The sequence below is a fragment of the Mesorhizobium sp. M0500 genome, assembly GCF_040321165.1.
Lineage (GTDB): Bacteria > Pseudomonadota > Alphaproteobacteria > Rhizobiales > Rhizobiaceae > Mesorhizobium.
The window spans coordinates 641,844-666,206 of the sequence record NZ_JAMYRB010000001.1 but is presented as its reverse complement, the minus strand read 5'-3'; the positions used below and the strand labels follow the sequence as shown (position 1 = coordinate 666,206).

At 57.7% G+C, this 24,363-nt stretch carries 22 protein-coding genes; 2 read left to right on the top strand and 20 right to left on the bottom strand.

Annotation, left to right across the window (positions count from 1 at the left end):
- Nucleotides 1–164: 164 nt before the first annotated feature.
- On the top strand, nucleotides 165–1,751 hold the full coding sequence (locus NKI70_RS03235; protein WP_352724231.1) for an adenylate/guanylate cyclase domain-containing protein: 1,587 nt from the start codon (nucleotides 165–167) through the stop codon (nucleotides 1,749–1,751).
- A 104-nt stretch (nucleotides 1,752–1,855) separates the two neighbouring features.
- Here the strand turns inward: NKI70_RS03235 and NKI70_RS03230 are convergent, their stop codons facing one another.
- The 15 genes from NKI70_RS03230 to NKI70_RS03160 form a co-directional block, all read right to left on the bottom strand.
- A complete protein-coding gene (locus tag NKI70_RS03230; protein WP_352724311.1) occupies nucleotides 1,856–2,071 on the bottom strand; it encodes a transcription factor in 216 nt (71 codons plus the stop codon).
- A gap of 306 nt (nucleotides 2,072–2,377) precedes the next feature.
- Nucleotides 2,378–3,166, bottom strand: a complete 789-nt coding sequence (cysQ, locus tag NKI70_RS03225) for a 3'(2'),5'-bisphosphate nucleotidase CysQ (RefSeq protein ID WP_352724310.1) — start codon at nucleotides 3,164–3,166, stop codon at nucleotides 2,378–2,380.
- A gap of 10 nt (nucleotides 3,167–3,176) precedes the next feature.
- Nucleotides 3,177–5,114: a sulfate adenylyltransferase subunit CysN gene (gene cysN / locus NKI70_RS03220; RefSeq protein ID WP_352724228.1), complete on the bottom strand. Its 1,938-nt coding sequence runs from the start codon at nucleotides 5,112–5,114 to the stop codon at nucleotides 3,177–3,179.
- Between the two features lie 2 nt (nucleotides 5,115–5,116).
- On the bottom strand, nucleotides 5,117–6,022 hold the full coding sequence (gene cysD / locus NKI70_RS03215) for a sulfate adenylyltransferase subunit CysD (protein WP_352724226.1): 906 nt from the start codon (nucleotides 6,020–6,022) through the stop codon (nucleotides 5,117–5,119).
- 341 nt (nucleotides 6,023–6,363) lie between these two features.
- A complete protein-coding gene (locus NKI70_RS03210; protein WP_352692411.1) occupies nucleotides 6,364–7,680 on the bottom strand; it encodes an O-antigen ligase family protein in 1,317 nt (438 codons plus the stop codon).
- The gene (locus NKI70_RS03205; RefSeq protein ID WP_352724224.1) at nucleotides 7,677–8,858 is read right to left on the bottom strand and encodes a tetratricopeptide repeat protein; all 1,182 of its coding nucleotides are present in this window, start codon (nucleotides 8,856–8,858) and stop codon (nucleotides 7,677–7,679) included. Before NKI70_RS03205 ends, NKI70_RS03210 begins: the two co-directional genes overlap by 4 nt.
- A complete protein-coding gene (locus tag NKI70_RS03200) occupies nucleotides 8,824–11,208 on the bottom strand; it encodes a GumC family protein (protein WP_352692409.1) in 2,385 nt (794 codons plus the stop codon). The genes NKI70_RS03205 and NKI70_RS03200 overlap by 35 nt, the downstream gene beginning before the upstream one ends.
- Nucleotides 11,209–11,245: 37 nt before the next feature.
- Nucleotides 11,246–12,034 (bottom strand): polysaccharide biosynthesis/export family protein, encoded by a 789-nt coding sequence (locus NKI70_RS03195; protein WP_352692408.1) that lies wholly within the window; start codon nucleotides 12,032–12,034, stop codon nucleotides 11,246–11,248.
- On the bottom strand, nucleotides 12,034–12,843 hold the full coding sequence (locus NKI70_RS03190) for a tyrosine-protein phosphatase (RefSeq protein ID WP_352692407.1): 810 nt from the start codon (nucleotides 12,841–12,843) through the stop codon (nucleotides 12,034–12,036). Before NKI70_RS03190 ends, NKI70_RS03195 begins: the two co-directional genes overlap by 1 nt.
- A 514-nt stretch (nucleotides 12,844–13,357) precedes the next feature.
- The gene (locus NKI70_RS03185) at nucleotides 13,358–13,840 is read right to left on the bottom strand and encodes a hypothetical protein (RefSeq protein ID WP_352578540.1); all 483 of its coding nucleotides are present in this window, start codon (nucleotides 13,838–13,840) and stop codon (nucleotides 13,358–13,360) included.
- 278 nt (nucleotides 13,841–14,118) lie between these two features.
- Complete coding sequence (locus NKI70_RS03180) at nucleotides 14,119–14,592, bottom strand: hypothetical protein (protein ID WP_352692406.1); 474 nt, start codon at nucleotides 14,590–14,592, stop codon at nucleotides 14,119–14,121.
- 21 nt (nucleotides 14,593–14,613) lie between these two features.
- Nucleotides 14,614–15,696, bottom strand: coding sequence for a glycosyltransferase family 4 protein (locus NKI70_RS03175; protein WP_352692405.1), 1,083 nt, complete (start codon nucleotides 15,694–15,696; stop codon nucleotides 14,614–14,616).
- Between the two features lie 89 nt (nucleotides 15,697–15,785).
- Nucleotides 15,786–16,760, bottom strand: coding sequence for an NAD-dependent epimerase/dehydratase family protein (locus tag NKI70_RS03170; RefSeq protein WP_352724223.1), 975 nt, complete (start codon nucleotides 16,758–16,760; stop codon nucleotides 15,786–15,788).
- A 4-nt stretch (nucleotides 16,761–16,764) separates the two neighbouring features.
- The gene (locus NKI70_RS03165) at nucleotides 16,765–17,589 is read right to left on the bottom strand and encodes a class I SAM-dependent methyltransferase (protein ID WP_352692403.1); all 825 of its coding nucleotides are present in this window, start codon (nucleotides 17,587–17,589) and stop codon (nucleotides 16,765–16,767) included.
- Nucleotides 17,590–17,596: 7 nt separating this feature from the next.
- Complete coding sequence (locus tag NKI70_RS03160; protein ID WP_352692402.1) at nucleotides 17,597–17,794, bottom strand: hypothetical protein; 198 nt, start codon at nucleotides 17,792–17,794, stop codon at nucleotides 17,597–17,599.
- 201 nt (nucleotides 17,795–17,995) lie between these two features.
- Here NKI70_RS03160 and NKI70_RS03155 point away from each other — a divergent pair, with 201 nt between their 5' ends.
- Complete coding sequence (locus NKI70_RS03155; protein WP_352724222.1) at nucleotides 17,996–18,814, top strand: hypothetical protein; 819 nt, start codon at nucleotides 17,996–17,998, stop codon at nucleotides 18,812–18,814.
- 35 nt (nucleotides 18,815–18,849) lie between these two features.
- Here NKI70_RS03155 and NKI70_RS03150 read toward each other — a convergent pair whose 3' ends face one another.
- The 5 genes from NKI70_RS03150 to NKI70_RS03130 all read right to left on the bottom strand — a co-directional run bounded on the left by NKI70_RS03150 (nucleotide 18,850) and on the right by NKI70_RS03130 (nucleotide 24,314).
- Complete coding sequence (locus NKI70_RS03150) at nucleotides 18,850–20,109, bottom strand: O-antigen ligase family protein (RefSeq protein ID WP_352724220.1); 1,260 nt, start codon at nucleotides 20,107–20,109, stop codon at nucleotides 18,850–18,852.
- 195 nt (nucleotides 20,110–20,304) lie between these two features.
- The gene (locus tag NKI70_RS03145) at nucleotides 20,305–20,970 is read right to left on the bottom strand and encodes a methyltransferase domain-containing protein (protein WP_352724218.1); all 666 of its coding nucleotides are present in this window, start codon (nucleotides 20,968–20,970) and stop codon (nucleotides 20,305–20,307) included.
- Nucleotides 20,971–21,157: 187 nt separating this feature from the next.
- Nucleotides 21,158–22,324, bottom strand: a complete 1,167-nt coding sequence (locus NKI70_RS03140) for a glycosyltransferase family protein (RefSeq protein WP_352724216.1) — start codon at nucleotides 22,322–22,324, stop codon at nucleotides 21,158–21,160.
- Nucleotides 22,255–23,037 carry a methyltransferase domain-containing protein gene (locus NKI70_RS03135; protein WP_352724214.1) on the bottom strand — a complete coding sequence of 261 codons (783 nt, stop codon included), beginning with the start codon at nucleotides 23,035–23,037 and terminating at the stop codon, nucleotides 22,255–22,257. Before NKI70_RS03135 ends, NKI70_RS03140 begins: the two co-directional genes overlap by 70 nt.
- A gap of 20 nt (nucleotides 23,038–23,057) precedes the next feature.
- Nucleotides 23,058–24,314, bottom strand: a complete 1,257-nt coding sequence (locus NKI70_RS03130) for a lipopolysaccharide biosynthesis protein (protein WP_352692396.1) — start codon at nucleotides 24,312–24,314, stop codon at nucleotides 23,058–23,060.
- Nucleotides 24,315–24,363: the final 49 nt, after the last annotated feature.

The following is a 24,363-nucleotide window of genomic DNA, read 5'->3' as shown; positions in this document are numbered from 1 at the left end:
CGCCAGAATGGGAAATCCGCTGTGAGGGTCGGGGCTTCGCAACGACCGCTCAAGGTCGTTCCGAATTGCAGGGCTGACGTGTTTTCATCGAGCCAAGACTGACTCTGGTACCGTGCCGGGAATGAGCTATAGTTCACATACTAAGACGGCCGGGCGCTTGCACAATGGCTGGACTGGGTGAACAGATTGCGCGTCAGCAGCGCACCATGGGACCGCTCCTGGTGGCGGCAGTGGGCATCGGCCTTGTCGGTCTGCCCGTCGCAGCCTGGCTCGACCTCCGAGACCTGTCGGAACGGATGCTGCGCAGGCAAGCCAGCGAAATCAGCCGCATCATCGACGAAATGCGCGGATTCTACGGCAGCGACGTCGTGGGACGCGTGCTGCAAGCTAACGGCGCTGTGACTGCGACGCACAACTACCGGGACGTGCCAGGCGCGATCCCTATTCCAGCAACCCTCTCGATCGAACTCGGCAAGCGCATCAGCGCTCACGACGGCTCGGTCAAATATCGGTTCGTCTCGGATCTGCCTTTCAAAGGTCGCGCGCCCCACCAGCTCGATGCGTTCGAGCGGAATGCAATCTTGGCTTTGCGCGCCAACCCGAAGGAGCCGATCATCGAGGTCTCGGGTTCACTGTTTGACCGGCAGGTCCGCGCCGCGGCCCCTGTTGTAATGGGACAAGTCTGCGTGACCTGCCATAACTCACACCCGGACAGCCCCAAGACGGACTGGAAGGTAGGGGATGTCCGAGGGATCCAGGAGATATCAGTCAATCAGCCTATTGCTGCGAACGTGCTGACCTTCAAGTATCTGCTCCTGTATTTCGGTTTCGCGGCGGCGGCGGGCCTGACGTTCATTCTCCTGCAGCGTCGGCAGTCCGCGTTGATTCAGGGCATCAACAAGGAGCTTTCCGAGGCAAACGACTTTCTGGCCGCGATTTCATTGAAGATCGCCAAATACCTTTCGCCTCAAATCTACAAAAGCATCTTCAGCGGCCAGAAGGACGTCACCATCGCGACCGAGCGCAAGAAGCTCACGATCTTTTTCTCCGACGTCAAGGATTTCACCGCGATCGTGGAACGGCTCCAGCCCGAGGACCTGACGCTTCTCCTCAACGAGTACTTCACCGAGATGTCGACGATCGCGCTCAAACACGGCGGCACCGTCGACAAGTTCATCGGCGACGCGCTTCTTGTGTTCTTCGGAGACCCCGAGACGCAAGGCGTCGAGGAAGACGCGAGAGCCTGCTTGCGCATGGCTGTCGACATGCAGCGTCGGCTGGAGCAGTTGAACAGGGTGTGGCATGACCGCGGAGTTGAACGGCCCTTCCGAGCTCGCATGGGCATCAACACGGGCTATTGCAATGTTGGGAACTTCGGTTCCGATGATCGGATGGACTACACGATCATTGGAGCCGAAGCGAACTTGGCGGCCCGGCTGCAGTCGATTGCCGAGCCCGGCGGCATCTGCCTCAGCTATGAGACTTATGCGCTCGTGCGCGACCTTGTCCGGGCGCGTCCGTTAGCCCCGATTGCCATGAAGGGGATCAGCCGGGAGGTTGTCCCCTACGAAGTCGAGGGCCTCCTGGGTGAACTCGCCCAGCGCCCTCAGGTCATCAGCGAGCATGCGACTGGTCTCGACTTGTTCCTCGATGTTGAGGCAATCGACGAGAACGGGGTGGAGCGGGCGAAGAAACGACTTTCGGAGGCGCTCCTGGCCTTAACCATCCGAAGCAAGCCCGCCGCATTTTAGGCTCTTGAACGTGATCCAATCTGGACCGTGGCCAGCCAAGTAAAGTCCGGTTCAACACCGTTCAGCCGCGCCGGGTCCCGGCCAGGAGTTCGCGCGCATCATCCTCATTGGTCATCAGCGCCGTCAGGGCCTAGGCGTCGATGAACATCAGTCATCTCGTACAGGCTGTCGCGAAACGCCTTGTCGGCGGGCGTGCCGTGATCAGGCTTGCCCCGGGCTCGCAGATCACGGCAGAACCTGACGCCGATCTCTACCAGGGACGGTCTAGCCTGTTCGCGCTCAAGCTCATGCTTGAGCGCGGCATGGACGGCCTCTGTCAGACCAGTCCTCTTTAGTGCGGCGACCCGGCGGCCAGTGCGTCGGTCTCGGGATTTTTGATGTGGAACGCCATCACTCGCTCGTATAGCCGTTCAAGTGTATCGGTATACAGCAATTTGGATACACCGTGTGAAGGCCCCGCAGCATCGACCGGACACGAAGCGAATCGGCCACGCCGACCCAACTGTCGGCTGGGTGGGGATCGTACCGCTGTGTTTACAGATCTCGAGCAGTTATCTGAGGTCGCTTGCATAAGTCACTTGCAACACCCGCACTTTCGTACGGGTCTGGAACTGCGCAATCACCGTCTAGCCAAATCCAGCAGCCTTGCCGCTGGCGATGAAATGCGGGTTGGCGAAATCCTCGTCGTCGCTCTGGTTGCGCTTGCCGTAGACGAGCGGCTCACCGTCCAACGTGCGCGTCATGCCGCCGGCAGCGCGTAGCACCGCGTCACCCGCCGCGGTGTCCCATTCCATGGTGCGGCCGAAGCGCGGATAGACATCCGCCTCGGCGCCGGCGACGAGACAGAATTTCAGCGACGAGCCGACCGAAACGATCTCGGCAGCGCCCAGCGCGCGGATATACGCCTCGGTCTCCGGCGTGTTGTGGGATCGGCTGGCGACGACGGTCAGCGGCACCATACCGGCCCTCGCCGAAATCGGCTGGCGATCGACGATCTCATAGTCGTCATTGATCTCGATCGCTTCCGCTTTGCCCGGCCGGCCGGAAAAGAACCGGCCGGTGCAAGGCGCGAAAACGACGCCGATCTCCGGCACGCCGTGGCGAACCAGCGCGATGTTGACGGTGAAATCGGTCCGCCGGTTGACGAATTCCTTGGTGCCGTCGAGCGGATCGATCAGGAAGAAGGCGTCGCCGAGATCCGGCGCCATGATGCCGGCAGAGGCTTCCTCCTCAGCCACCCATGGAATCTCTGGAAATGCGGCGCGTAGCCCGGCAAGGATGATCTTCTCGCTCTCGCGATCCGCCTCCGTCACTGGCGAACTATCCGACTTCCTGTCGACCGCACAGCCGGCACGAAAGACGCGCATCACCTCGCGCCCTGCCGCCAAGGCAAGGTGCTCGAAGACGGCAAGCATCGCTTCGTCGTCAGATACCGCCGCCGCTATCATATTGGTCTTCGGCAATGTCCCGCTCGTTCAGCCAGTGTTCCAGGGCGTCCACCATCTCCTCGGCCGATCTGCCGAGTGTCTTGAGATGGATTTCGGGCTTCTCCGGCACCTCATAGGGTGAATCGACGCCGGTGAAATTCTTGATCTCGCCGTTCAACGCCCGCGCATAAAGGCCCTTCGGATCGCGCCTGGCGCATTCCTCGAAGGGGGTATCGACAAACACCTCGACGAATTCGCCGTCGGCCATCAATTCGCGCGCCATGCGCCGCTCGGCGCTGAACGGCGAGATGAACGACACGATGACGATCAGCCCGGCGTCGGCCATCAGGCGTGCCACTTCGGCGACGCGGCGAATGTTTTCGACACGATCGGCGTCGGTGAAACCGAGATCGCGGTTGAGGCCGTGACGGACGTTGTCGCCATCCAGAATGTAGGTATGGCGCCCAGTGGCGAACAGCTTCTTTTCGAACAGATTGGCGATGGTCGACTTGCCCGAGCCCGAAAGCCCGGTGAACCAGAACACGGCCGGCCGCTGGTTCTTCATGTCGGCGCGGGCGCGCTTGCCGACATCGAGCGACTGCCAGTGGATGTTTTCGGCGCGGCGCAGCGAATGCAGGATCATGCCGGCGCCGACCGTGGCGTTGGTGATGCGGTCGATGAGGATGAAGGCGCCGGTGGTGCGGTTTTCGGCAAACGGATCGAAGGCGATCGGCGACCGCGTCGAAATGTTGCAGATGCCGACTTCGTTCATTTCAAGCGACTTGGCCGCCTCATGGGCAAAGTCGTTGACGTTGACCCGGTATTTCAGGTCGGTGACGGTGGCGCTGGTCTGGTCGGTCTCGGTGCGCAGGATGTAGGAGCGGCCAGGCAGCAGCGCATGTTCGTCGAACCAGACGATGTTGGCGGCGAACTGGTCGGCGACCTGCGGCCGCGCCGCCGGCGACACCAGCATATTGCCGCGTGAGACTTCCACCTCGTCGTCGAGGACAAGAGTGATGGCCTGGCCGGCGATAGCCTGCTGAAGATCGCCGCCATGCGAAACGATGCGCCTGACACGGGAGGACTTGCCGGATTTCGCGACGACCACCTCGTCGCCCGGCGCAACCGATCCGGACGCTATGGTGCCGGCGAAGCCGCGGAAATCGAGATTGGGGCGGTTCACATATTGGACCGGAAACCGGAACGGCAATTCGACCGCGGCCTCGTCAACCGACACGGTTTCGAGATGTTCGATCAGCGTCGGGCCGGAATACCAGTCCGTCCTGTCGGAACGGCCGGTAACGTTGTCGCCATAACGGGCCGACATCGGAATGGGCACGATCGTCTGGAAGCCGAGTTCACGTGAGAACTGTGCGTAATCCGTGACGATCCGTTCAAAAACCGCCTCGTCGAAGCCGACAAGATCGATCTTGTTGACGGCGAGCACGATGTGGCGGATGCCAAGCAGCGAGGCAATGATCGAATGCCGCCTGGTCTGACGCAACACGCCCTGGCGGGCATCGATCAGCACGATGGCGAGATCGGCGGTCGATGCACCCGTTGCCATGTTACGCGTGTATTGTTCGTGGCCGGGCGTGTCGGCGACGATGAACTTGCGCTTTGGCGTGGCAAAGAAGCGATAGGCGACGTCGATGGTGATGCCTTGCTCGCGCTCGGCTTCGAGGCCGTCGACCAACAGCGCGAAGTCGACGTCGTCGCCGGTGGTGCCGTGCTTGCGCGAATCGCGCTCGAGCGTGGCCAGCTGGTCCTCGAAAATCTGCTTGGTGTCGGAAAGCAGGCGCCCGATCAGCGTCGACTTGCCGTCGTCGACCGAGCCGCAGGTCAGGAAGCGCAGCAGCGACTTTCGTTCCTGCGCCGCCAGATAGTCGCGGACGCCGTCGGTCGGGGCGAGGCTCTTGGCCATGATATGGCGCATACTCAGAAATACCCCTCGCGCTTCTTCTTTTCCATCGAGCCGGCTTCGTCGCGGTCGATCAGGCGACCTTGCCGCTCGGAAGTGCGCGCCGTGAGCATTTCGCCGACTATCGCGTCCAGAGTGTCGGCCTCCGAGTCGATCGCGCCGGTCAGCGGATAGCAGCCGAGCGTGCGGAACCGCACCATCCGGTTCTCCACTGTTTCGCCGGGCCGCAGCTCCATGCGCTCATCATCCCTCAGGATAAGCATGCCATCGCGCTCGACGACCGGCCGCTCCTTGGCCAGATACAGGGGCACGATCGGGATGTCCTCCTGAAGAATGTACTGCCAGATGTCGAGCTCGGTCCAGTTCGACAACGGGAACACCCTGATCGATTCACCGGCAGCGACGCGGGTGTTGAAAATCTTCCACATCTCCGGCCGCTGGTTCTTCGGATCCCAGACGTGCTGGGCGTTGCGGAACGAGAAGATGCGCTCCTTGGCGCGCGACTTCTCCTCGTCGCGCCGCGCGCCGCCGAAGGCAGCGTCAAACCCGTATTTGTCGAGCGCCTGCCGCAGGGCAACCGTCTTCATTACATGGGTGTGGGTGTTGGAGCCGTGGTCGAACGGATTGATGTTGTCACGCACGCCGTCTTCATTGACATGGACCAGGAGGTCGAAGCCGAGCTTTTGCTGCATCTGGTCGCGAAAGGCGATCATTTCGCGGAATTTCCAGGTCGTGTCGACATGGAGAAAGGGAAAAGGTGGCTTGGCGGGATAAAATGCCTTCATCGCCAGGTGCATGAGCACGGACGAATCCTTGCCGACCGAATAGAGCATGACCGGCTTGGCAAATGCCGCGGCCACCTCGCGAAAAATATGGATGGATTCGGCCTCAAGCCGCTGAAGGTGCGTAAGTGCGATGTTCATGGACTGCGAGCGTTCTTTCGTACCGATCCACGGAAGGGCCTGCATCGGAGGCGACCTTCAGCCGCCCGATTCAAACTGCACTTCCGGACAATCTATTCTCGTGCGGGCGTTCTAGCAGATCGTTCCGGTCCAGAACAATGCAAGACAGGCTTGCGGCCGAATGGTTCGGGAATGAATTTTCCGTACGGCCAGCAAAATCGGGAAATTTCTGCTCAGCGAGCGATTGCACTTGGTAGGGGCAGGAAAATGTTGCCTGAGCCTCGGAACCCGAGAGCCAGGAGCCGGCTCGCCTCACAGCGGTCCGCCATGTTCTGGCGACGCCAGCCGTGGCGACGAGGTCGCTAGGACGAAGTTCCGATGGGAACAAACAGCTTGTCACCGTTGTGATCGATCTCGATCATCTCGCTCTTGCGGCTCAAGCGTTCGGCAAATCCTTTGTGGAAGATGATGGCGTTCATATAGGCAAAGGTCATCGCCAGCGCCCCGGTTCGCAGCGGATAATCGACCAGCGAATGAATGAGAAGAAAAGACACCGAGAGGAATGCCGCCTTCTGAAAGGGGTCACGGCGAACCCTAGCCAATGCAGCGAATAGCAACACGAAATAGCCTACCATAAGTAAAATCGCAGGAATTCCCCCTTCGAAGGTAATTTCAAGGTATTCATTGTGAGCATGATTCACATACTCCCTGAAAATCATGCCTGCTCTTTCGTATATCTGATAGGCCTTCTGGAAATTCCCGAATCCAATGCCTGTCGCCCAATTGTCTTTGATGCCCTCGATTGTGGTTCGCGCAAATTCTCCTCGCCCGAACGCCGGATCAAGCGCCTGTGCATCCAATTTGGTCCAGGCGCTTATCGTGTAGATCGAAAGTGCGATAAAGATCAGGAGAACGCCGAACCCACTCGCCCTCGAACGAGCTGAGAGAAAGACTACAGACAATACGGTGATCGCCAACCCGATCAGAACACCGGCGCGAGAACCGGCGGCCAAAAGAAGCAGCAAAAGCGCGATCAAGCCGAAGGATCCGGACAAGAGATGCCCGCGGAACAGACCATAATAGACGACGAAGGGAATAGACACAAAAAGCAACGCCGAAAAATGATTTACGTTGGCAAAAAGGCCGGCATTGATCGTAAAAGGCAACAGCCCGACAATAGCGACGTCGTCGGAGAGCGAATATTGAATCGCTCCCGCCAAACCATTGCAGATAACACCCATGAAGAAAAACGGAAGGAGCGCGCTGACCTGCTCGGCACGCAAACGCAATACGGCCAAAAAAAACGCTGTGGCGGCCAGAAAATAAAGCAGGCATTCGACCGTCCGGCCGACCCCTACGCTGATGAAACGAAATCGGCTTTCTCCAACCCAGGGATCTCCGAGCAACAGCTCCGGCCGCAACCCGTTGAATATGGCTGACGGCAATGGGACGATTTGCAAAACGATCAACGCCATAGCGAAGACCAGCAGCCACAGAACAGGCCGGGCGATTCTCTGGCCGGGGGTTTGCGAAAAGACGGCCGCGGCCGAAACTATCGCCGCGACCTCGATCAGAGTGTCTGTGTAAAGGCCGCTCGCAGTACCACCACCGATCAGCAGCGATACAAACAAGACCGTGCCGAGGAGATATTTATCCCATTCCGACGGCCGGTCGTTCAAGATGGAAGTCTCTCAACGCTCAATTTGTGCATTATCAAGGTGCCGACATATCGAAATCGCCAGCTCTCGGCAATGGCGGCGGTCTGCAGCGTCAATAGTTGCATGGGGCAGCCAGTCGGTACAACCGAGAAGTCCTGGCTCAGCTTTTGTCGGTTATATGTGCCCTCGGGGATGTTGAACCTTGCTATTTCGCCGGCCGGCCCCAAGCATTTGATCGACCAGAACAATTCCTTTGGAAGCTTCAGGTTTCGCGCAGAGGCAACAAGGGAAATCTTATACGAGCCTGGAGGCAATTGAACATATTGCTGAAGGGCAGTGTTCTTGACCGGGGTATTCAAGAACCGGACCGTTGCCCCACCCTCGCCCTCCACAGCATCCCGGGATGCTGCAAATGTCACTTCCAAGCCAGATTGACCGGGAACCTGCCAATCGAAGGGCTTGCCGCTGGGGACCGGCTCGAACGTGCTGTTAAAAATGTATCCGCCTAATTTTCGCTGTTGCTCAGACAGGGTGAAAAGAAACAGCCGATAGGCTGGTTCATATTGCTTCTGACGAATATAGCCGCTGATCGCGGCTGTGAGTTCACTCGAATTCGGTGGTGCGCTTGATCCGGTCAAATCGAGCAGCAGCCGATTTGCGAAATTGATCTGCTCAGGAGTTTTGATAAGAGCGTAGATCAGACTGGCTCTCCAGGGCGCCTGCGCCCTGATGGCCATCAGCACGGCTTGATAGCCATCGGGATTCGAGAGAATTGGCGGCATGCCCTCGGCGATCGCCGGAAATTGGTCCGGCCAGCGGCGCAGCAAGATGTCGATCTCGCCAACGGCCTTGGGCAAATCACCTGCTTCGATGTTGCGGCCAATTGACCTCTGTAGTGCATGGATCTCTGTCTTGGACAATTTTCGGGCTTGATCGAAGAGCTGGTAGGCCTCGTCTTTTTCGCCTTGCCGGTATTTGATCTCACCAATCAGGCTATAGAGACGTGCATCGGCCAAATCGAAGGTGAGCGCGCGCTTGGCCTTGGCAAGCAAGGCATCAAGATCGGTAGCATTATTCGTATCGTTCAGGTCACTGCTGATTTCAGCTGTCAATGCGTCGGTGTTGAGCGGGTCCAGCACAAGAGAAACAGCCGGTGTTTCTGTTTCAAGAAATCGACTTAGCCCGATCGAGGAAGCCACCAACACTAGAACGGATGCGACGAACCAAACGACTGAATGTCGGAGACTTTGCATAAGCGGGCTGGCTTGCTCCATCATCGACTTTGCCCTCAATCTTGGGAGTATTCGTGTCCGTCCCGTAGTTATAATACTGATAGTTCATATATTTGTAGGCATAATTGTAGTCGAACTTGTTCACCGCAAACTTTGACATCGCGGCTCCGACCACGTTCGCGCCAGCAGCTCGCAGGCGCTTCAACGCGGTCTTGGCCGACTTGCGCGTCACCTGATTTGTAGAGATGACCATCAATGTGCCCTCAGCGAGTCGGCTGAGAATAGGAGCATCAGAAAGGCCGACAATCGGCGGCGCATCGATAATGACAAGATCGAAGCGCTTGCCGAGATTGGTTACTATCAGAGCCATCTTCGGTGAGGAGAGCAGATCCGCAGGATTTGGAGGGATTGTTCCCGAAGTTAGAACGGTCACGTTGGGATATTTCGTCGCCCTGAAGATGCTCGCCAGATCCTCCTTGCGCACGGTATTTGTCAGGAGATTGCTTAGCCCGATCGTATTGTCGAGACCAAACAGGCGATGAAGATTTGGTTTACGGAGATCGCCGTCGACAATGAGAACCCTTGCGCCGAGTGCTGCAAAATCTTGTCCGAGTTTAAACGATGTCGTCGACTTGCCTTCCGAAGGCTCCGAACTCGTGACGACCAGCGATCGTGGGGCGCCTTCCGCACCGGAAAACTGTAGCGATGTTCGAAGCGAACGATAGGCTTCCGACAGGCCGGACTTCTGATCGGCGATACTGGCCATGAGTTCCCGGTCATCGACGAGCGGCAAGATGCCGAGCATTGCCAAGCCGAGCTCCTTTTCAACCTGTTCGGGATTGGTGAAGGTGTTGTTCAGCAGTTCGATAACATAAATGACAGACGCGCTCAGAGCCATGAAAAGGGCCAGCGCGATTGCAAGATTGATGCTCAAGCGCGGGGAATATGGCCGATCCGGCAATGACGCGAAATCGACGATTGCCGCACTTTGCGTCTTGAGCTCGGAGCTGACACCAACTTCGTTCAGTTTGGCGATAAGGTTGTCATATTGCGACCGGTTCGAATCGACATCGCGCTTGAGAATTGTGTATTTGATGTTCTTGTCGTTGAAGATGACCTGCTGCTTTTCCATCTCAGCAAGTTTGGACTTGAGATCGGCCTCCTTGTTCTGCGCCTCCTGATATTTCAGCCGCAGTGAATCCGTTATAGCAAGCACGCCGTTGTTATAGAGCCGCTGCAACTCCTTGATCTGGGACTGAAGCTGCTGCATTTCGGGAAAACCGGGCTTGAGAATGCCCAGCTTCTGCTGGTACTGGCTGGTCAAATCCGCCAGTTTTTCATTGAGCTTCTGCAGACCTTCGCTTTCCAAAACTGGGGCCAAGCTCGAACCGCGACCTTTATCTATCTGGTCCACAACACGTCCTGCGTCGAGACGGTCCTGGATCGCTGTCGCAAGGGCGGTATTCAGCGCCTCGATGTTCGATCCTATCAGCGACTTGTCGTCGCCGGTTATCGTGATGCCGGCATCCTTCGCGTAAGCGACCAGATCCTCCTCCGATTTCTGGAGCTTCTGCTTCACCTGCAGAACCTGTTCCTGGATGAACTGTCGTGCAAGGTCGGATGTTTCGCTGGTCTGGTCGAGGCGTTGGTCAATAAAGCTTTGCGCGACCTGGTTGGCGATATCGCTTGCATATTTCGGCTTCTGATCGACGAAGGTGATCGATAGCAGGCTCGTGTTGGTGACCAGGTTGACCGTGAGGTCGTCCAAAACACGCTTGATAGCAATTTCCTCGCGCTCCTCTGGGGTCTTCTCCTCAAAGGAAGGCGATTTGGAGATACCGAACGCGCGATAGAAAATATTGCTGAGGGAAAAGGCTGGCGTGGGAAAAAGGAAATCCGGCTTTTCGCTGAGACCCAGTTGAAACACAACACGCTGCGCCAATGCGCGGCTTTTGAGTTTTTCACGTGCGGTCAGGAAAGCCCGCACGTCGGCATTTTCAGAAACTACCTCGATGTCCTGGAAGACCTTGGCCGAAGGGACCAGCACTTCCAATTGCGTCGTTGCCTGGTATTTCGGCGTCTGCATCATCGTGATGATGACACCGGCGACAAGCCCGGCTGCCGCCATAATGACGAACAGCCACCGATACTGGACGACGTAGAAGAGCAGCTTGAGCGGATTGAAGCCCTGTTCCTGCTCCGAATAATCGCGACCGTAAGGGCTGTAGTTTTGCCCGCCGTCATAATAGAGGTCGGCGGACAAGGCTTGGCCATGTCCTGGACCTGCAATTTGATGCTGCCTGTTGCGATCGAGCATGGTGCGAAGTGATCCTATTCGACTGACCGGCTACGAACTATATCCCAGGGATGACGGCAATTCGCGCGGCACTGGAGGCTATGCCTAGCGCGTCCTTGAGATTGTTCACGGCAATCTTCGATTTTGAGGCAAAGACGACGACCTTGTCCCCACCGTAGATCCGCGGGTTACGGGCCTTGCCGGCACGAATTTCCTCCACGTTGTAATTTGCGACCAAGGTATTCTGGCCGATATTGCGATAGACGAAGACCTTGCTTGCGTCCCCAACCGGGCTGAAATTTCCTGCCAGAGCGATCGCGTCCAGAAGCGAGGAATTACTCGTTACCGGAAAGATACCGGCCCTGTTGACTTCGCCATCGACGGTTATGCGCTGCCCAATCGACTCCTTTACGAAGATCGTCACATCGGGTGACTGCAGGTAGTTGGCGCCGTAGGCCGTCTCTATCTCTTGCTCCAGCTGACGAACGGTTTTGCCTGCCGCGGTAATGGTTCCGATAAGCGGAAGCGATATCTGGCCGCTGGAGTCGACTTGAACTGTTCGGCTCAAATTGTCGACCTGAAATACATTCACTTCGAGCACATCGTTCGGAGACAAAGGCTGCTCGTTGCCGTTCTGGGTGTTTTGCGGCGGAGGCAGATCCTTCACCACTTTCAGCGCGCCGCCGCCTGAAAGTGGCGTCGATGACGACGTCAATTGCAGCGCATCCACCGCACTCGAGGAAGTAGGTGTCGTCGACGAGGTGCTCGTGCATGCCGACGTTGCAAGCGAAGCTAGCAAGACGAGTGCCATGCCTATGTGGCTTTTTACCAAATGAAAAATGCCCATCACGCGGTCCCGCCCTTGAATAGGCGGCCCAATCCTCCAAAACGGCCGGCGTTACCGGCGGTTGGGTTTTTCGGACGTGCTTTTCCGATCGGCTCAATGGGGCGGTTCGCCAATATTTCGCCTGGACGTTTCAACACCATGTTGCGGGCCTCGTCTTCCCCACACCGCTTGGCAGCAGCAGCAACCGCCTTGGAAAGCCCAGGACGGCGGCGCGTTGCGCTATGAGTATCCGATGCGATGATATCCACCCTGCCCTCGTCAATCAGCTTTTCCGAATAATAAAGCGCCGTGCGTCCAAAAGCACCAACAATCGAGTCCGCGGTAAGCTGGATGAGGCAGCCGACCGCATTCAACCTCTCGATAACGTCGTAATTCGTTTTGATCCAGGTCAAACGCTCCGGATGAGTAAGAATCGGGATAAAGCCGGCATTTATCAGGCGTAGAGCAAGATCCTCCATTCGTGGAGGTAGAACATGATGCGGCGGTTCGAACAGAAAATAGCGCGACCTATTTAAGGTTGGCACGCTGCCCGCCACCAATTGGTCCGGAAGATCCGGCGCTATGTGAACGTCTGCACCGACGTAGAGAGCAAGTGGTATTGCGGCGCCGCGCAATGCCTGGTGCAACTCTTGAACCGCCCGAACGATGTTCGATGTTCCGTTTTCGTATACGCCGGGCGTCACGTGTGGCGTGCACGCCATATGGGTCGTTCCGTCGGCCACCGCCAGTCGAGCCATTTCCAGTGATTCGGCAAGACTGGGCGAGCCGTCGTCGAGGCCGGGCAAGATATGGGAATGTAGATCGATCATGGGCGTTTGTGACAGCAGCGAAGCAACGTGGCGACGTCATCCCCAAAAAGTATAAATGCGTCATCCGCAAGACAGCGAATGACGCATTTGTCAAGTTCATGCGATACGATGGATGCTAGGTCCCGGCTACTGGCGGACAGAGTCGTCGTCATCATGCAGGCCGATGATCAGCGCCGCACCGGCGGCAAAAGCTGCGCCTGATGTTTCGAGCGCTACACACATGCCGCCCTTCCGCAGGATTGACCTTGATCGTCGCGTTTGCCGTATCCGAAACTTGCACCAACACGCAGCAGCAACAGATTGCGATTCGACCATCTGCCTGGATAGACCGGCACTTCGCCCCTCATCCCGGCATGTTCGCCAGCCTCAGACATCCGCATGCCGCCTTGGCTTAGGCGACCCGACCGACGCGACACCAGCATACACGCCAAGTGCGCTCCACCGCGAACAACAGACACACAGCAGAAGCGCCATACGCCTCTGCTGCCGTTGCCTTATTTACTACGCGGTCAACTTAGTCGCTAACGGCGTGGCCGTGATCTTTGTCCGCCGTTGCAGCCAGAACACCAGCCCCAAGAGCCATGCCGCCAAAAATAAGGGCCGGCGTGTAGTTGGTGCTGTTGGTATTGCCCGTCTGGGCGGTCTTCTCAGAACCCAAGACATTGAGGCAGATCTTATTCTCGACACGCGAGATATCGAGCGTCGAATTCGCCGGGACGCTCACATTGCAGCCACCAACCTGAACCGAAGCCGAGCCCTTGGAGCCAACCACGACACGGCTGCCGAAATCAAGCGCGCCGCCCGCTTGCGCCGGGCCATAGCCAGCCACCTGCGAGATCATCACGTCGCCATTGACGCTGCCGAGCGATCCAATCGGATTTACGCCGTTATAGGCGGTTGCACAGGTGCACGACCCATCCTGCGCGAAAGACGACACCGGTGCGAAGCCGGCCAACACAACAACTCCGGCCAACGCACTTTTCAAAACTAGGTTCATCCGCATCAATCCTTCTGTCCCACGTTACCTGAGGCCCACCCAACCGCTAAGGTACTCAAAAGCGCGTAACAGCTTTCTGCGCCAATTCCAACCCATTTCGCAAATGCGAGATAATTTTTGGTTTCGGTGTGGTTGATTGAACACACCATTAGAATATCGAAATGTATCATCTTTACTGTCGGCCGCAATACAGCGCGTTTGCCAGCGAGCCAATCCGGCGTTCCTTGGGGCACCGGCGTCACCTTCGTTTCGACGGCTACGCCACGGGTCCGCAGGAGCTACGAGCCCGGCACGCAAGGTTTATAGGTCGAGCCCGCCTGCGCGGGCTGCCCGCACAGAATGCCTGCCTCGACGAGCTTCGCAGCCAGATCCGTTCCGCCCAAGGTGAGACACTGCACGACGACGGCGTCACGAAATTTTGGCGCGACATTGCCGTCGCACGGTGTCCCCAAGCCTACGGGTTTGCATGTCAATGCGAGTCCTTGATAGTCCCGGCGCATGGCCTCGGTGACCATGACCCGCATTGACTGGGGCTTGGCAAATGCGACGCCGCACAGCACGATCTTGCGGCCGGCGACCCGCAGATCGTCGATTGATTGGACGTCAAGCTTGCCATCGAATGATGTGGGGACTTCCACCGGCTTCGGCGCCGGTGCGCGAATATTTGTTCCCTTGTTGATGACGATGAAAAGAAAGCCGCCCGCAAACGCCAGCGCTATGAATGCAAGTGCGGCTACCTTCCCGATCGACAATTCCCACTGCCGATTGAACGATCAACGCGCGGCGGTTTTGGTCTTTTCAAATAAGGCAAGGAGTGCTGCCGCGTAACCCCGTCGGCGGAGCTGTTGCCGGCCTTGCAGCACGGCGATGCTGTCGCGGACAAAGCGTGGGCACTGCCCGATTTCGAGCAGACGCTGCGCCAGGGCTTCCGCATCGTCAGGCGGGAAGAAGAGCGCGTCCGGAGCCTGCTCGCGATGCAGCCGGATGTCGGACAGCAACATGGGCGCGCCCAGCGATTTCGCCTCTTCAACGGTGGTCGACCACCCCTCGAAGTGGGAAGGGTTCAAAAGACAGTCTGTCGCACCGATCAGAGCAACGACATCCTCATAGGGGATCAATCCGAGGTGTCGAAAATGGCCTTCGAGCCGATGTGCTTGCGCAAGGTCCATCAGATGCTTGAACAAGGTCGGATCGCGTGGATCCGTGGTGCGCCCCGTCATAATTATTGGCGGCAAGGCGTCCAACGCTCCGAGCCGGGCTATATGCTGCAACGCCTCGACGACCACTTTGTGGTTCTTGTGGATCCAAAACTGGTTGGGCAGGAAAAAGAAGCGCTCGGGCAGATCGTGCGCCCGGCGCGCGGCTTCGGTGCGCGCCATGACGGTGCCTGGATCGAGATCGATGGCGAAGCGCACGACGGCGGTCTTGCCGCGCGAGGCCGGGTAGAATGTTTCGCAATCGGCGAGCGCATCCTCGCTAGAGAGCATTATGGTGCGGTTGCCGGACGTCTGCAGACGGAACCCGAGATCTCTGCGCCACCAGGCGCGACGCGGAAACAGATGCGGCAGGCGACGGTGCTGAAAATCCGGAATCCAGGAAATGACCGGTAGCGGAAATCGGTTGCCGAACCACTGAGCGACTTCAAACACAAGATCGATGCCGTGCGCGGCGACAAGATTCGCAAAAGCCCGATCGCTTCCGCCAGCGAGTGCGATCAGCCCTCGCTTGCCAAGCCCGGCGCCCGTGACCCGGTCGTCGACGATGGCAGGCGCGGCCAACATGTGATCAAAGGACGTGCCAACGCTCGCATGCTGCTCGGGCGTCAAAAACAGCTTCGCCTGGACCTTGCCGCCCAACTCGGAGGCGATGACGCTCAGCATGTTGCGCAGATAGGATTCGCCGCCGGACCAGGTTCCACGGCCGATAAGCGTGAAGCCGACGGTGATCAAGGCGCGAAGCGTCGCAAATCGCCGACCGGCTCGCCGAGAACCTCGGCGCGATACCAATCGACATATCCCGCAATGCCCTTGCCAAGCGGCATCTGCAACCGAAGTCCCTCCGGGACGCCGGAGGGATCCGAGATCAGATTGACAGGGTCGCCCGGCCGGGATTCTCCCGAAAACGCGAGGCGATGCTTCCCGCCCCAGGCTTCCAAGACCATCCCGGCAATCGTGCTGACGGACGCGGCGGCGCCGGCACCGCCATTATAGACCGCGAAGCTTGCTGCATTGGCGGGCAAGACGCGATGGATCAATCGCACGACATCCGAGACATGGTGCCAATCCCGCATTTCCGCTCCGGTGCCACCAAGCACAATGTCGGTTTCGCCTGCCGCGAGCCTGCCGCAGAGGTCCCAGAGAAGTTGCTTGCGCAGCCCCTCGCCGTAGACAGAGAAAAGCCGTGCCACCGAGACCGGCTGCCCGTATGCCGCGCAGTATGACCGGCCGAGTTCCTCCACCATTCGCTTGTGATAGCCATAAGGGGAATAGGGATCGAGCGCGGCGTCGACCCCGATCGGGCCGAAATGGCCGCCGCCATAAACGGCAGCGGAGGATGCCAGAACGACGGAGACCCCGAGTGCGTGGCGACGCAGGAAATCGAGGACACAAGCTGTGGAACCGACGCTTTGTTCAAAGTCCTTCAGCGGCTCGGCAATCGACCGGCCTACCGTAGAGCCGCCTGCCAGGTGATATACGGCTGCCGGGCGACCATATGCGGCCAGAGCAGCGCCCATTGTTTCCGCGGTCACGCCGCCGGAAAAAAAAGCGCCGCCAGTTGCGACGGCGAACCCAGGCGCTTCGCTTCGGCCGAAGCCAAGGACAACGTGGCCCTGCTGGGCAAGAAATCGCGACAGGTGCAGGCCGATGAAGCCACCGGCTCCAGTCACCCAGACAGGCTTCGCCTCGTTCAATTGCGCCACCAAATCAGCCCTTCCCTTGCTTATGGCAAAGGAACGACACCAGCCGCCCGGGCCGACGGTCAAGCAGTGCCGCAGCTCCGGCAACGGCACCGAAGGGTAGCGGGGACAAAGTCACGCGCACGAGCCCCGACAGGGGACCGAAGGCCGCAGCGAGCCTCTCGCGAATTTCGGATGCTGTCATCGGATCATAATTCACAACCGATTGGAAAGAGTTCATTTCACGATTGATCGTCAGCCCTGCCCCTTCGAGAGCAGCGCGGTAGTCTGCCAGCGTGAAGGCATTCTCCCCGCCGTAGAGATGATGCAACGGATGAGCGCGCAGAAACGGTTCCAGTTGTTTCGGTCCGGAAATCACATGGTCGCGCAACGACAGGAACGTCGCGCCATTGCGGGCGAGCCGCACAACTTCGCGGCAGAATGCCGGCAGGTCATGCGCATGATGAAGCACTTGCCTGGCAACGACCAGATCATAGCCGGCGGCGGACAACGGAATAGCTTCGCCGAATGCCTCGATCACATCGATGTTCGTGCCTGTCTTCTCAGCAAGCGTCCGGATTGCAGCAGCACCGACAAGTGCACTGGGATCGGGCTCGACAGCGGTAACCGACCAGCCCTCGCGCGCCAGGGCATAGGAGAGGATGCCGTTGCCAGCGCCGAGATCGAGAGCACGGCCGGCCTTGCGCGGGATCATGCCGCGAACCGCCTGAAACTCCGCACTTTCGTGGTAACGCTGCGCCGCAGCGACCGGATCATCGAAATAGGCGGCGCGGGCGAGATCCTTCATCGAAGGCTCGCTCATGCACCAGCGGACGGCATCTTCCCAAGTCATGGCCATTTCAGGCATCGAGAGAAACCACGTGCTGAATGATCCGCGCCGGATGTTCGGCAACTGCGTGAGGCGGCACGTTCTTGGTCACAGCGATCTCGATCTCCTCGTCAGATTTGTCAGATGCATCCACAACAGCCGCCGCGAGGCCCAGATTGGCGCGTGCAGCAGCGCCTCGGTCATAGGCTTGCGTGCTTCGCTCGTCCACTGTTCCACCGCGGATAATTTCCGGCTGCTAAGAAGCACGGCCTGCCCCTGTCACCCTGCGACAATGCATCCCCCTTTCATCAGGACGTTGTTCGAATTTTCCAGCTACGCTACCGTTTCTTGACTCGTCAAGTTCAGGTCATGAGGAATTCAATCCATGCGATTTTCACCAGCGCATACGTTCGCGAATTGGCGAGGCCGGATGCGCAACGTCTCGTTTTTCAAGACTGTTTCCTGTGTGATGTGCCTTTTGGCCGGCACGTGGCCCGCATTGCCGCAGGCTCGCCAACCGTTCAAGGTTTTCGAGACTTTGCTGTTTGAGAACGGGCCAAAAGATTTCCGCTCGTTCGGCCTGGACCATCTCACGATTGCGGATCCACACGTCCTGGGATTGGACGTGCCGAATGCCAACCAGGTGCGGCAAGCTCTAGAACTGCCAAGGAGCAACCATTTCCTGGTGATCGACATCGAAAACTGGCCGTTGGAAGGCCCCGATCAAGCTTCTTCAATTGCTAAATATCAACAAACTTTGAGCGTTTTCAGAAGGGCAGACCCGAACGTCAAGCTCGGCTTCTACGGCGTCATGCCGATCAGGGATCATTGGAGAGCGATCGGCCATGACGGTGCCGCGGCTCAGGAGGACTGGAAGCAGCAAAACACTAGGATCGCCTCCGCTCTTGTCCCCTACGTCGACGCGCTGTTTCCATCCCTCTACACGTTTTATGGGGATCAGGATGCCTGGATAGCCTATGCGCAAGCCAACATCGGTGAAGCCCGACGGGTCGCGCAAGGAAAACCGGTTTACTGCTTCCTATGGCCGCAGTTTCAAAAGACCCTAGCTTTCCTGCCCGGCGACTTCTGGTATGCTCAACTAGACACTTGCAGAAGATTGGCAGACGGGATCGTCATCTGGGGTACGATGCGTGGCGGTCTAAGCGACGGGCCCGTAAAATGGGATGAAAAAGCCGAATGGTGGCAGGCTACCTTGAAATTCTTGAGCGAGATTGACGAAGCGCAATAGTGCCGAAAAAACGGTATCGCAGGCGAACGCGCATCTCACTTCCGAGCGGCAACATTACTCGCTGCCCAACCCTCGCCGGGCACAGCAAATCGAGCAGGGGTACGCCACGCCATGCGCCGCTGCGACCATTGGTCAAATGACCTCATGGCATTGACACGGAAAATCAAGACCGTAACGACGATCCAGAGGAATGCTGACCCCCAAAGGGATCCGGAGAACTGCGCGCCGACGATGGCTTGCGTGGCCAGAAGCGGCAAAAGCACCAGGCGTTTGTCGGCTAGGAATTTTATCGCCATTCCCAGTTTAACGAAAACCGGGATAAATATTGCCATACCGAGAAGACCAGCCGATTGAAGGATCTCCATGAACATATTGTGGGGGTATACGAACAGAGGCAATTGCGTGCCCCAGCCAAACAAAGGGCTTTGCTGAAACAGTCCCCACGAGAGCGAAATCGATCCGAGCCGTTCGGTGGTCGAATTGTCTTTCCCGATCACCGTCAGATGGAATTTGTCGAGCAGCGGCGTTATGTCAGTGATGGCCAACGCCAATACCGCTCCGGCAACAAACAACAAGCACACGAGCATGGTCGTGAAATTCGGACGGAGTAAGGGAAATAAAACGATACAACACCCCAAAGCGACAAGCGGCCCGCGGGCCGCCGCTAGATAGATAGCGACTGCCGAGGCAGACACTACACTCAGGATAACAATCTTTATGATCTTGCTTTGATCAAACCTAAGCAGGGTGTATGACGCTATAAGTGTAGTCAGGCCGGCATGACCTACGGATATGGGATTCAATCTTTCGAAATAAACACGATCCGTCGTATCGACCAGCACCGCATTTGAACCACTGTATTGGAGCCAAACGATACCCGCCACACTCAATGCGCCGACGGTGAAAAGTGCCCACGCCACGTTGATCTCCGACCACGTATTTGTCGATAACGCCAGAAGAGCAGCTGGCACAACCGAAGTGATCAGGGCAAATACGAGCGCGTCCGACGCTCCATCGATGTTGTAATCGGCATCGATGCCGAGTTTTGTTAGGTAGAGCGCGGCGAAGGCAAATAGCCACACATCTCCGAATCGCCATGCCTTGTGCCGGTCCGACCAAAAAAATGCGATGCCGCTTAGAGCAATTACCAAGATGCGGAAGGCGATCGATAATTTTGCGTCCTCCCGCCCCGTAGCAGACGAGAAAACTCCTATTAGTGGATAACCGGCAACCGCCAGGGCGAAACTCCAGGCCCATAAGTCCTTGTAGATCGGAACGTGTTTGCTGATGTACATTGTGCTGGAGGTTCACTAGTTAAACGGCAACAGCGATACCATGCCTTGTCGAGTTGAGACAACGGTTGGCACCGGCTCATCATACATGTTGGCTAAAGTTGCCGTTAAGCTTGATCCGGTAACACGCCGCGGTTCTCGGGCAACCGAATGCCCAAATGGAATTTGCGAGCCGGCTTCCGCGCCGTAGCGGTCGAGCTACTTCCACAAGTCCATGATCATGGACAATGGGCGTGGGCGGCTCGCGACACGGGGGTCTCTATATGAAGTGCGCAGCACCCGTCCATATGATTCGTCGACGGGCTTGATGATCGCGTTGCCGTCCGGATCGTAACCTTCAAGCACCTCCCATTTCGAGAATGGACTTGCGGCTGCGAGTGCAGTGACGCTTTCGTATGTCGGGAACCACAAATGCCCGCCGCCGGTGACGACGCCATTTTCATATCTGCCGCCGCCGACAGGGTCGAATACGAACCGATCGCCATCCTGGACGGACCGATCCCGGTAAACATCGAAACGATAATCGGGCACGCTCATCCGGAACAATCCGCCCGGCTTCAGCACGGTATGGATGTGCGCAAAAATCTGCGGCAGTTTCTCGTACGCTACGTGTTCAAAGACATCCTCGGATTGATAAATATCGATGCATTCCCTTAGCGGCATCGGCTGCGTCACATCGTGGTTGATGTTGCGAGGTGACGGGCTGTAGGGCGTCAGTCCGATATGCGTATCGAACTGAGGGAGATTGCGTGTCAGCCGCCCCGCGTAGAGCTTGCCGCACGATCGCGCATCGTCCCAGGTGGCGATACGAAACCCGAAGGTTGCCAGGCGCCGTTCGACCTCGTCGGCAATTTTTCCATACATGTGCGTATCTCCAAAAAAACCAATCGTCTGACAAAGGCTCGCCTCCCACGAAGGAGCCTCAAGGGCCGGCTATGACAAGAAATTCCTGCAGGTGTTCAGAGCAAGCATACCAAAAATTCGTTGGCACACAGAGGATTCCCAGCCATCAAAACACAACGTCGCTATTGGCCGTGAAGTCAATGGGCGGCTAGGCCAGTTCGACAAACCGCTCGAATTGGCGCTGCTTGCTGTATTCTTCACGAATCGCGCGGTTGCCGGCCCAGCCGATCCTGTCCCAGCTCCCATCGTCCAGCCGCTGCTCGATTCTTTTGGAGACGTCTTGCGGCTGCTCATAGACAATCATGGTTTCGCCATCGCGCATCGGCCCGGGGTAGTTACCGGAGTCGGAAACCAGCAGAGCTCCAGCGCCCATCGTTTCGAAACAGCGCATGTTGCCACGATCCGGGCCTGCCATGTCGATCGAGGCATTGATCACGACCTTGGCCCTTCCAAGCTCTGCATACATGGCGCGACCGAATACGGGAGGCGCGCTGACTTTGCGGATCGCAGGCGGGCGGCGCACCGCGCTCAGCGGACCGAACCAGCCAAGCGGCGTCTCTGCGAGCGGCGTATAGCGTGACAAATGCAAATGAAAGACAATGTGGCGGCGGCCGGCAAGACGAGCCACCGTCTCCAGGATCTCCCGCCGACGCTGGTGGTGGCGACTATAGCCGCCGAAGAACAGGACATCGATGTCTCTGTTCCGATTCGCAGCCACTCTATCGAGTTCCGGGTCGTGAGCCGGAAAGAAGTCCGCCGTCCTGGCGCCCCGCTCTTCCCATATCTGCCGCATGGACGGAAAGTTGCAAAGCACGAGGTCATAACCGGAAAAGTCGATCTTGCCTGGTGCGGCGCGCCAGGCAATCTTTCGTTTCACGTGCCCAGGCAAGCGGCGCACAAAAGCGGCACCGTAACGAAATGGGTCGAGATTGTAGAAGACGTCCGTCTTGTGATGTTCGATCTGGGCAAGAAGGATGTCGTCCAATGGCGTGTCTTCGCCAAGCCCGTTTTCGCGTGCCCACGCCCGCTGCAGCGATTCGTCGTCGCCGTTCGTAAAGAATGCCTCCGGATGACGGTCGAGCACCGGCAAAAGGATGTGCGCGGCGCCGTAGCGATCGTTCAGAAATACGTCCTTCTGCTGCTCGAATCCGCTGGCGCTGCCGACGAGATCGGCCAGCCGCGGTTGATAGACAGGATTGATTCCGGAATTTTGAAAAAGTCGCATGGCCTCGTTCTTGCTCGCAGCTAGTCTGCGGGTCTTATGGCGCTGATGACGAAACCTGAACAGAAGATGCGCCAGTTCAAGGCCGCACAAAGGTTCTCGAATAGAGCGACGGAAAGATAGGCAGGCAGAAAGAAAGCGAAGTAATCGCTGGCACGGTAGAATGGCATAACGTCGATCTTCTCGAATCCTTGCTGGCGAAACACCTTTGCCATATCCGAGGGCGAGCAATGGTCGAAAAAGGCCGGATACCCGGTAACGCCCACCGCCGACGGTCGGAGGTATGGAATCAGCCATTTTTGCATGACTGGCCCGACGAGCCGCAGCGCGATCGAATAAGGATGCCATTTTGAGGGCATGTAGTGGTGCATCGCACCGCCTGGCCGCAATGCGGAAAACATCGAGCCCGATGCGGCTTTGTTGTCCGGCACGTGTTCCATCAACGTGATGGAAATAAGCATATCTGCCTCGACATTGACTGGCTGCTCGATCGACTGGACGATAAATCGATCGTAGACGGTATAGCAGTCAGGCCTCTCCTCGATATCCAGGCCAATATAGCTAAAGCCGTGACCGCGCTGCAGAAGTGGCCGGTCGATCCCGCCGACCTCCAGGATTGCCGAAGGCCTGAGCCGTGCAATGTCGTCGGCGATACGGCGCTCGAGCTCCGCTTTGTAGGACGGGGCGCCGAAAACCCTGGGCAAGCGGCGTTCGAGCCAGGCGGCGGCGCACCTGTTCCAACCGATAAACCTCTTGAGAACCACCGCACCACCCTTCGTGCCAACTGTTTGATTGGGAGACAGCATCTACATTGCTATCCTTAGATTCATGCCATTACCCGTTCGCTCATCTCTGCCTGCAGACTTACCGCTCTCGTCGCCCGGTCGCAAAATGCCAAGTGAAGAGCATAGCTGACGGCAGTTGCCAGACCATACCAGACCATGACGGTTGCTGGACTGCCCGGATCCACCCACCAGACCCAGCCGAAGACACACAGCGTAAAGACAAACCTGCTCAGTTCCCAGGTGAACTGAAGCGATTGGCGATCGACAACGACAAGAGTCATGGTCACCGCGATTGCCACAAAACGCATATATGCGATCGGAAATCCGATGGCACACAGTTTTCCGGCTAGTGCCCAGTCTGTTCCAAAGATGAGGGGAACCACCTTCGCCGAGAGCAGCATTCCCAAAATCGTTGGCAAAAGGCCGACGGCGAGCAAGTAGAGGAGCGAACGTCGAAATGCGCGATTCAAGCTCCTTTTGTCAGAGCGATAGAGCGTAGAGAATTCCCCTGTAAAGACTTGCGAGATCGCCATCGCGATGATCCCGACGGGCATCAAAATGAACCGCTCTACAAGTGCGTACTGTCCAGCAACTGTGAGGTCGAATAGGGCGAAAAAGGCAAACGGCACAATAGCTGCGCTGAGCGCAGATAGAAGGGCTCCCGGGAACGTGAGAAACCCGAACTTTTGGAAGCGAATTGCCGTAATTTTCATTACAGGAAAGGAGGCAGGAGAGATCAACGTTCGCCAGAGCTTGCCGCTACCAAGGAGGATAGAAATACTTCCGACGACTCTTCCGAACGTGTCGGCCAGAACCAGGCCAACTCCTACGAAAGACAGAACGGCACATCCAAGGGCACCGACCGAGAAACCCACCGATTGAGAGATCTTCGAACGTGCACTGAGGCGGTAGTCACGTTCGCGGATCGGCAAATAGCTGAGCATCTGATAGATTCCCGCGATTGCCATCGCGGCCGGCAAGAAGAAGAGAACGCCCTTCAAAGATGATGCGACGCCTGGCATCCACAAGTCGACGATGCCGGCGACGAAAAATGCAATGATGCTGGTCAACATGCAGAGCCGAAATGTTAATTTCAGCAGGTTCTCCAAAATTGGCCCCGGTCTCGCGCTTAGGATCGCCAATTCGTAACGGAAGGCGACAAAGATGACCGCTACGTTCAGTATGGAAACATAGATCTGATAGCGACCGAATGCTTCCGCATCGTAGAGTCGTGTCAGCGCGGGCAGAACAGCAACTGCAATGATCTGCGCAATTACCGAGCCCGACAGGACCGTCAAGATGCTTCGAAACATTCGGCCTTGCCAGGTTTAGAGGAAGCGACTGATT

Excerpts from the sequence above, each read along its gene's own strand:
- cysD (WP_352724226.1), bottom strand. The coding sequence starts at position 6,022 with ATGAACATCGCACTTACGCACCTTCAGCGGCTTGAGGCCGAATCCATC.
- cysN (WP_352724228.1), bottom strand. The coding sequence starts at position 5,114 with ATGCGCCATATCATGGCCAAGAGCCTCGCCCCGACCGACGGCGTCCGC.
- cysQ (WP_352724310.1), bottom strand. The coding sequence starts at position 3,166 with ATGCTTGCCGTCTTCGAGCACCTTGCCTTGGCGGCAGGGCGCGAGGTG.
- NKI70_RS03145 (WP_352724218.1), bottom strand. The coding sequence starts at position 20,970 with ATGTATGGAAAAATTGCCGACGAGGTCGAACGGCGCCTGGCAACCTTC.
- NKI70_RS03195 (WP_352692408.1), bottom strand. The coding sequence starts at position 12,034 with ATGGGCATTTTTCATTTGGTAAAAAGCCACATAGGCATGGCACTCGTC.
- NKI70_RS03200 (WP_352692409.1), bottom strand. The coding sequence starts at position 11,208 with ATGCTCGATCGCAACAGGCAGCATCAAATTGCAGGTCCAGGACATGGC.
- NKI70_RS03165 (WP_352692403.1), bottom strand. The coding sequence starts at position 17,589 with ATGACTTGGGAAGATGCCGTCCGCTGGTGCATGAGCGAGCCTTCGATG.
- NKI70_RS03155 (WP_352724222.1), top strand. The coding sequence starts at position 17,996 with ATGCGCAACGTCTCGTTTTTCAAGACTGTTTCCTGTGTGATGTGCCTT.
- NKI70_RS03150 (WP_352724220.1), bottom strand. The coding sequence starts at position 20,109 with ATGTACATCAGCAAACACGTTCCGATCTACAAGGACTTATGGGCCTGG.
- NKI70_RS03235 (WP_352724231.1), top strand. The coding sequence starts at position 165 with ATGGCTGGACTGGGTGAACAGATTGCGCGTCAGCAGCGCACCATGGGA.
- NKI70_RS03135 (WP_352724214.1), bottom strand. The coding sequence starts at position 23,037 with ATGCTGTCTCCCAATCAAACAGTTGGCACGAAGGGTGGTGCGGTGGTT.
- NKI70_RS03190 (WP_352692407.1), bottom strand. The coding sequence starts at position 12,843 with ATGATCGATCTACATTCCCATATCTTGCCCGGCCTCGACGACGGCTCG.
- NKI70_RS03185 (WP_352578540.1), bottom strand. The coding sequence starts at position 13,840 with ATGAACCTAGTTTTGAAAAGTGCGTTGGCCGGAGTTGTTGTGTTGGCC.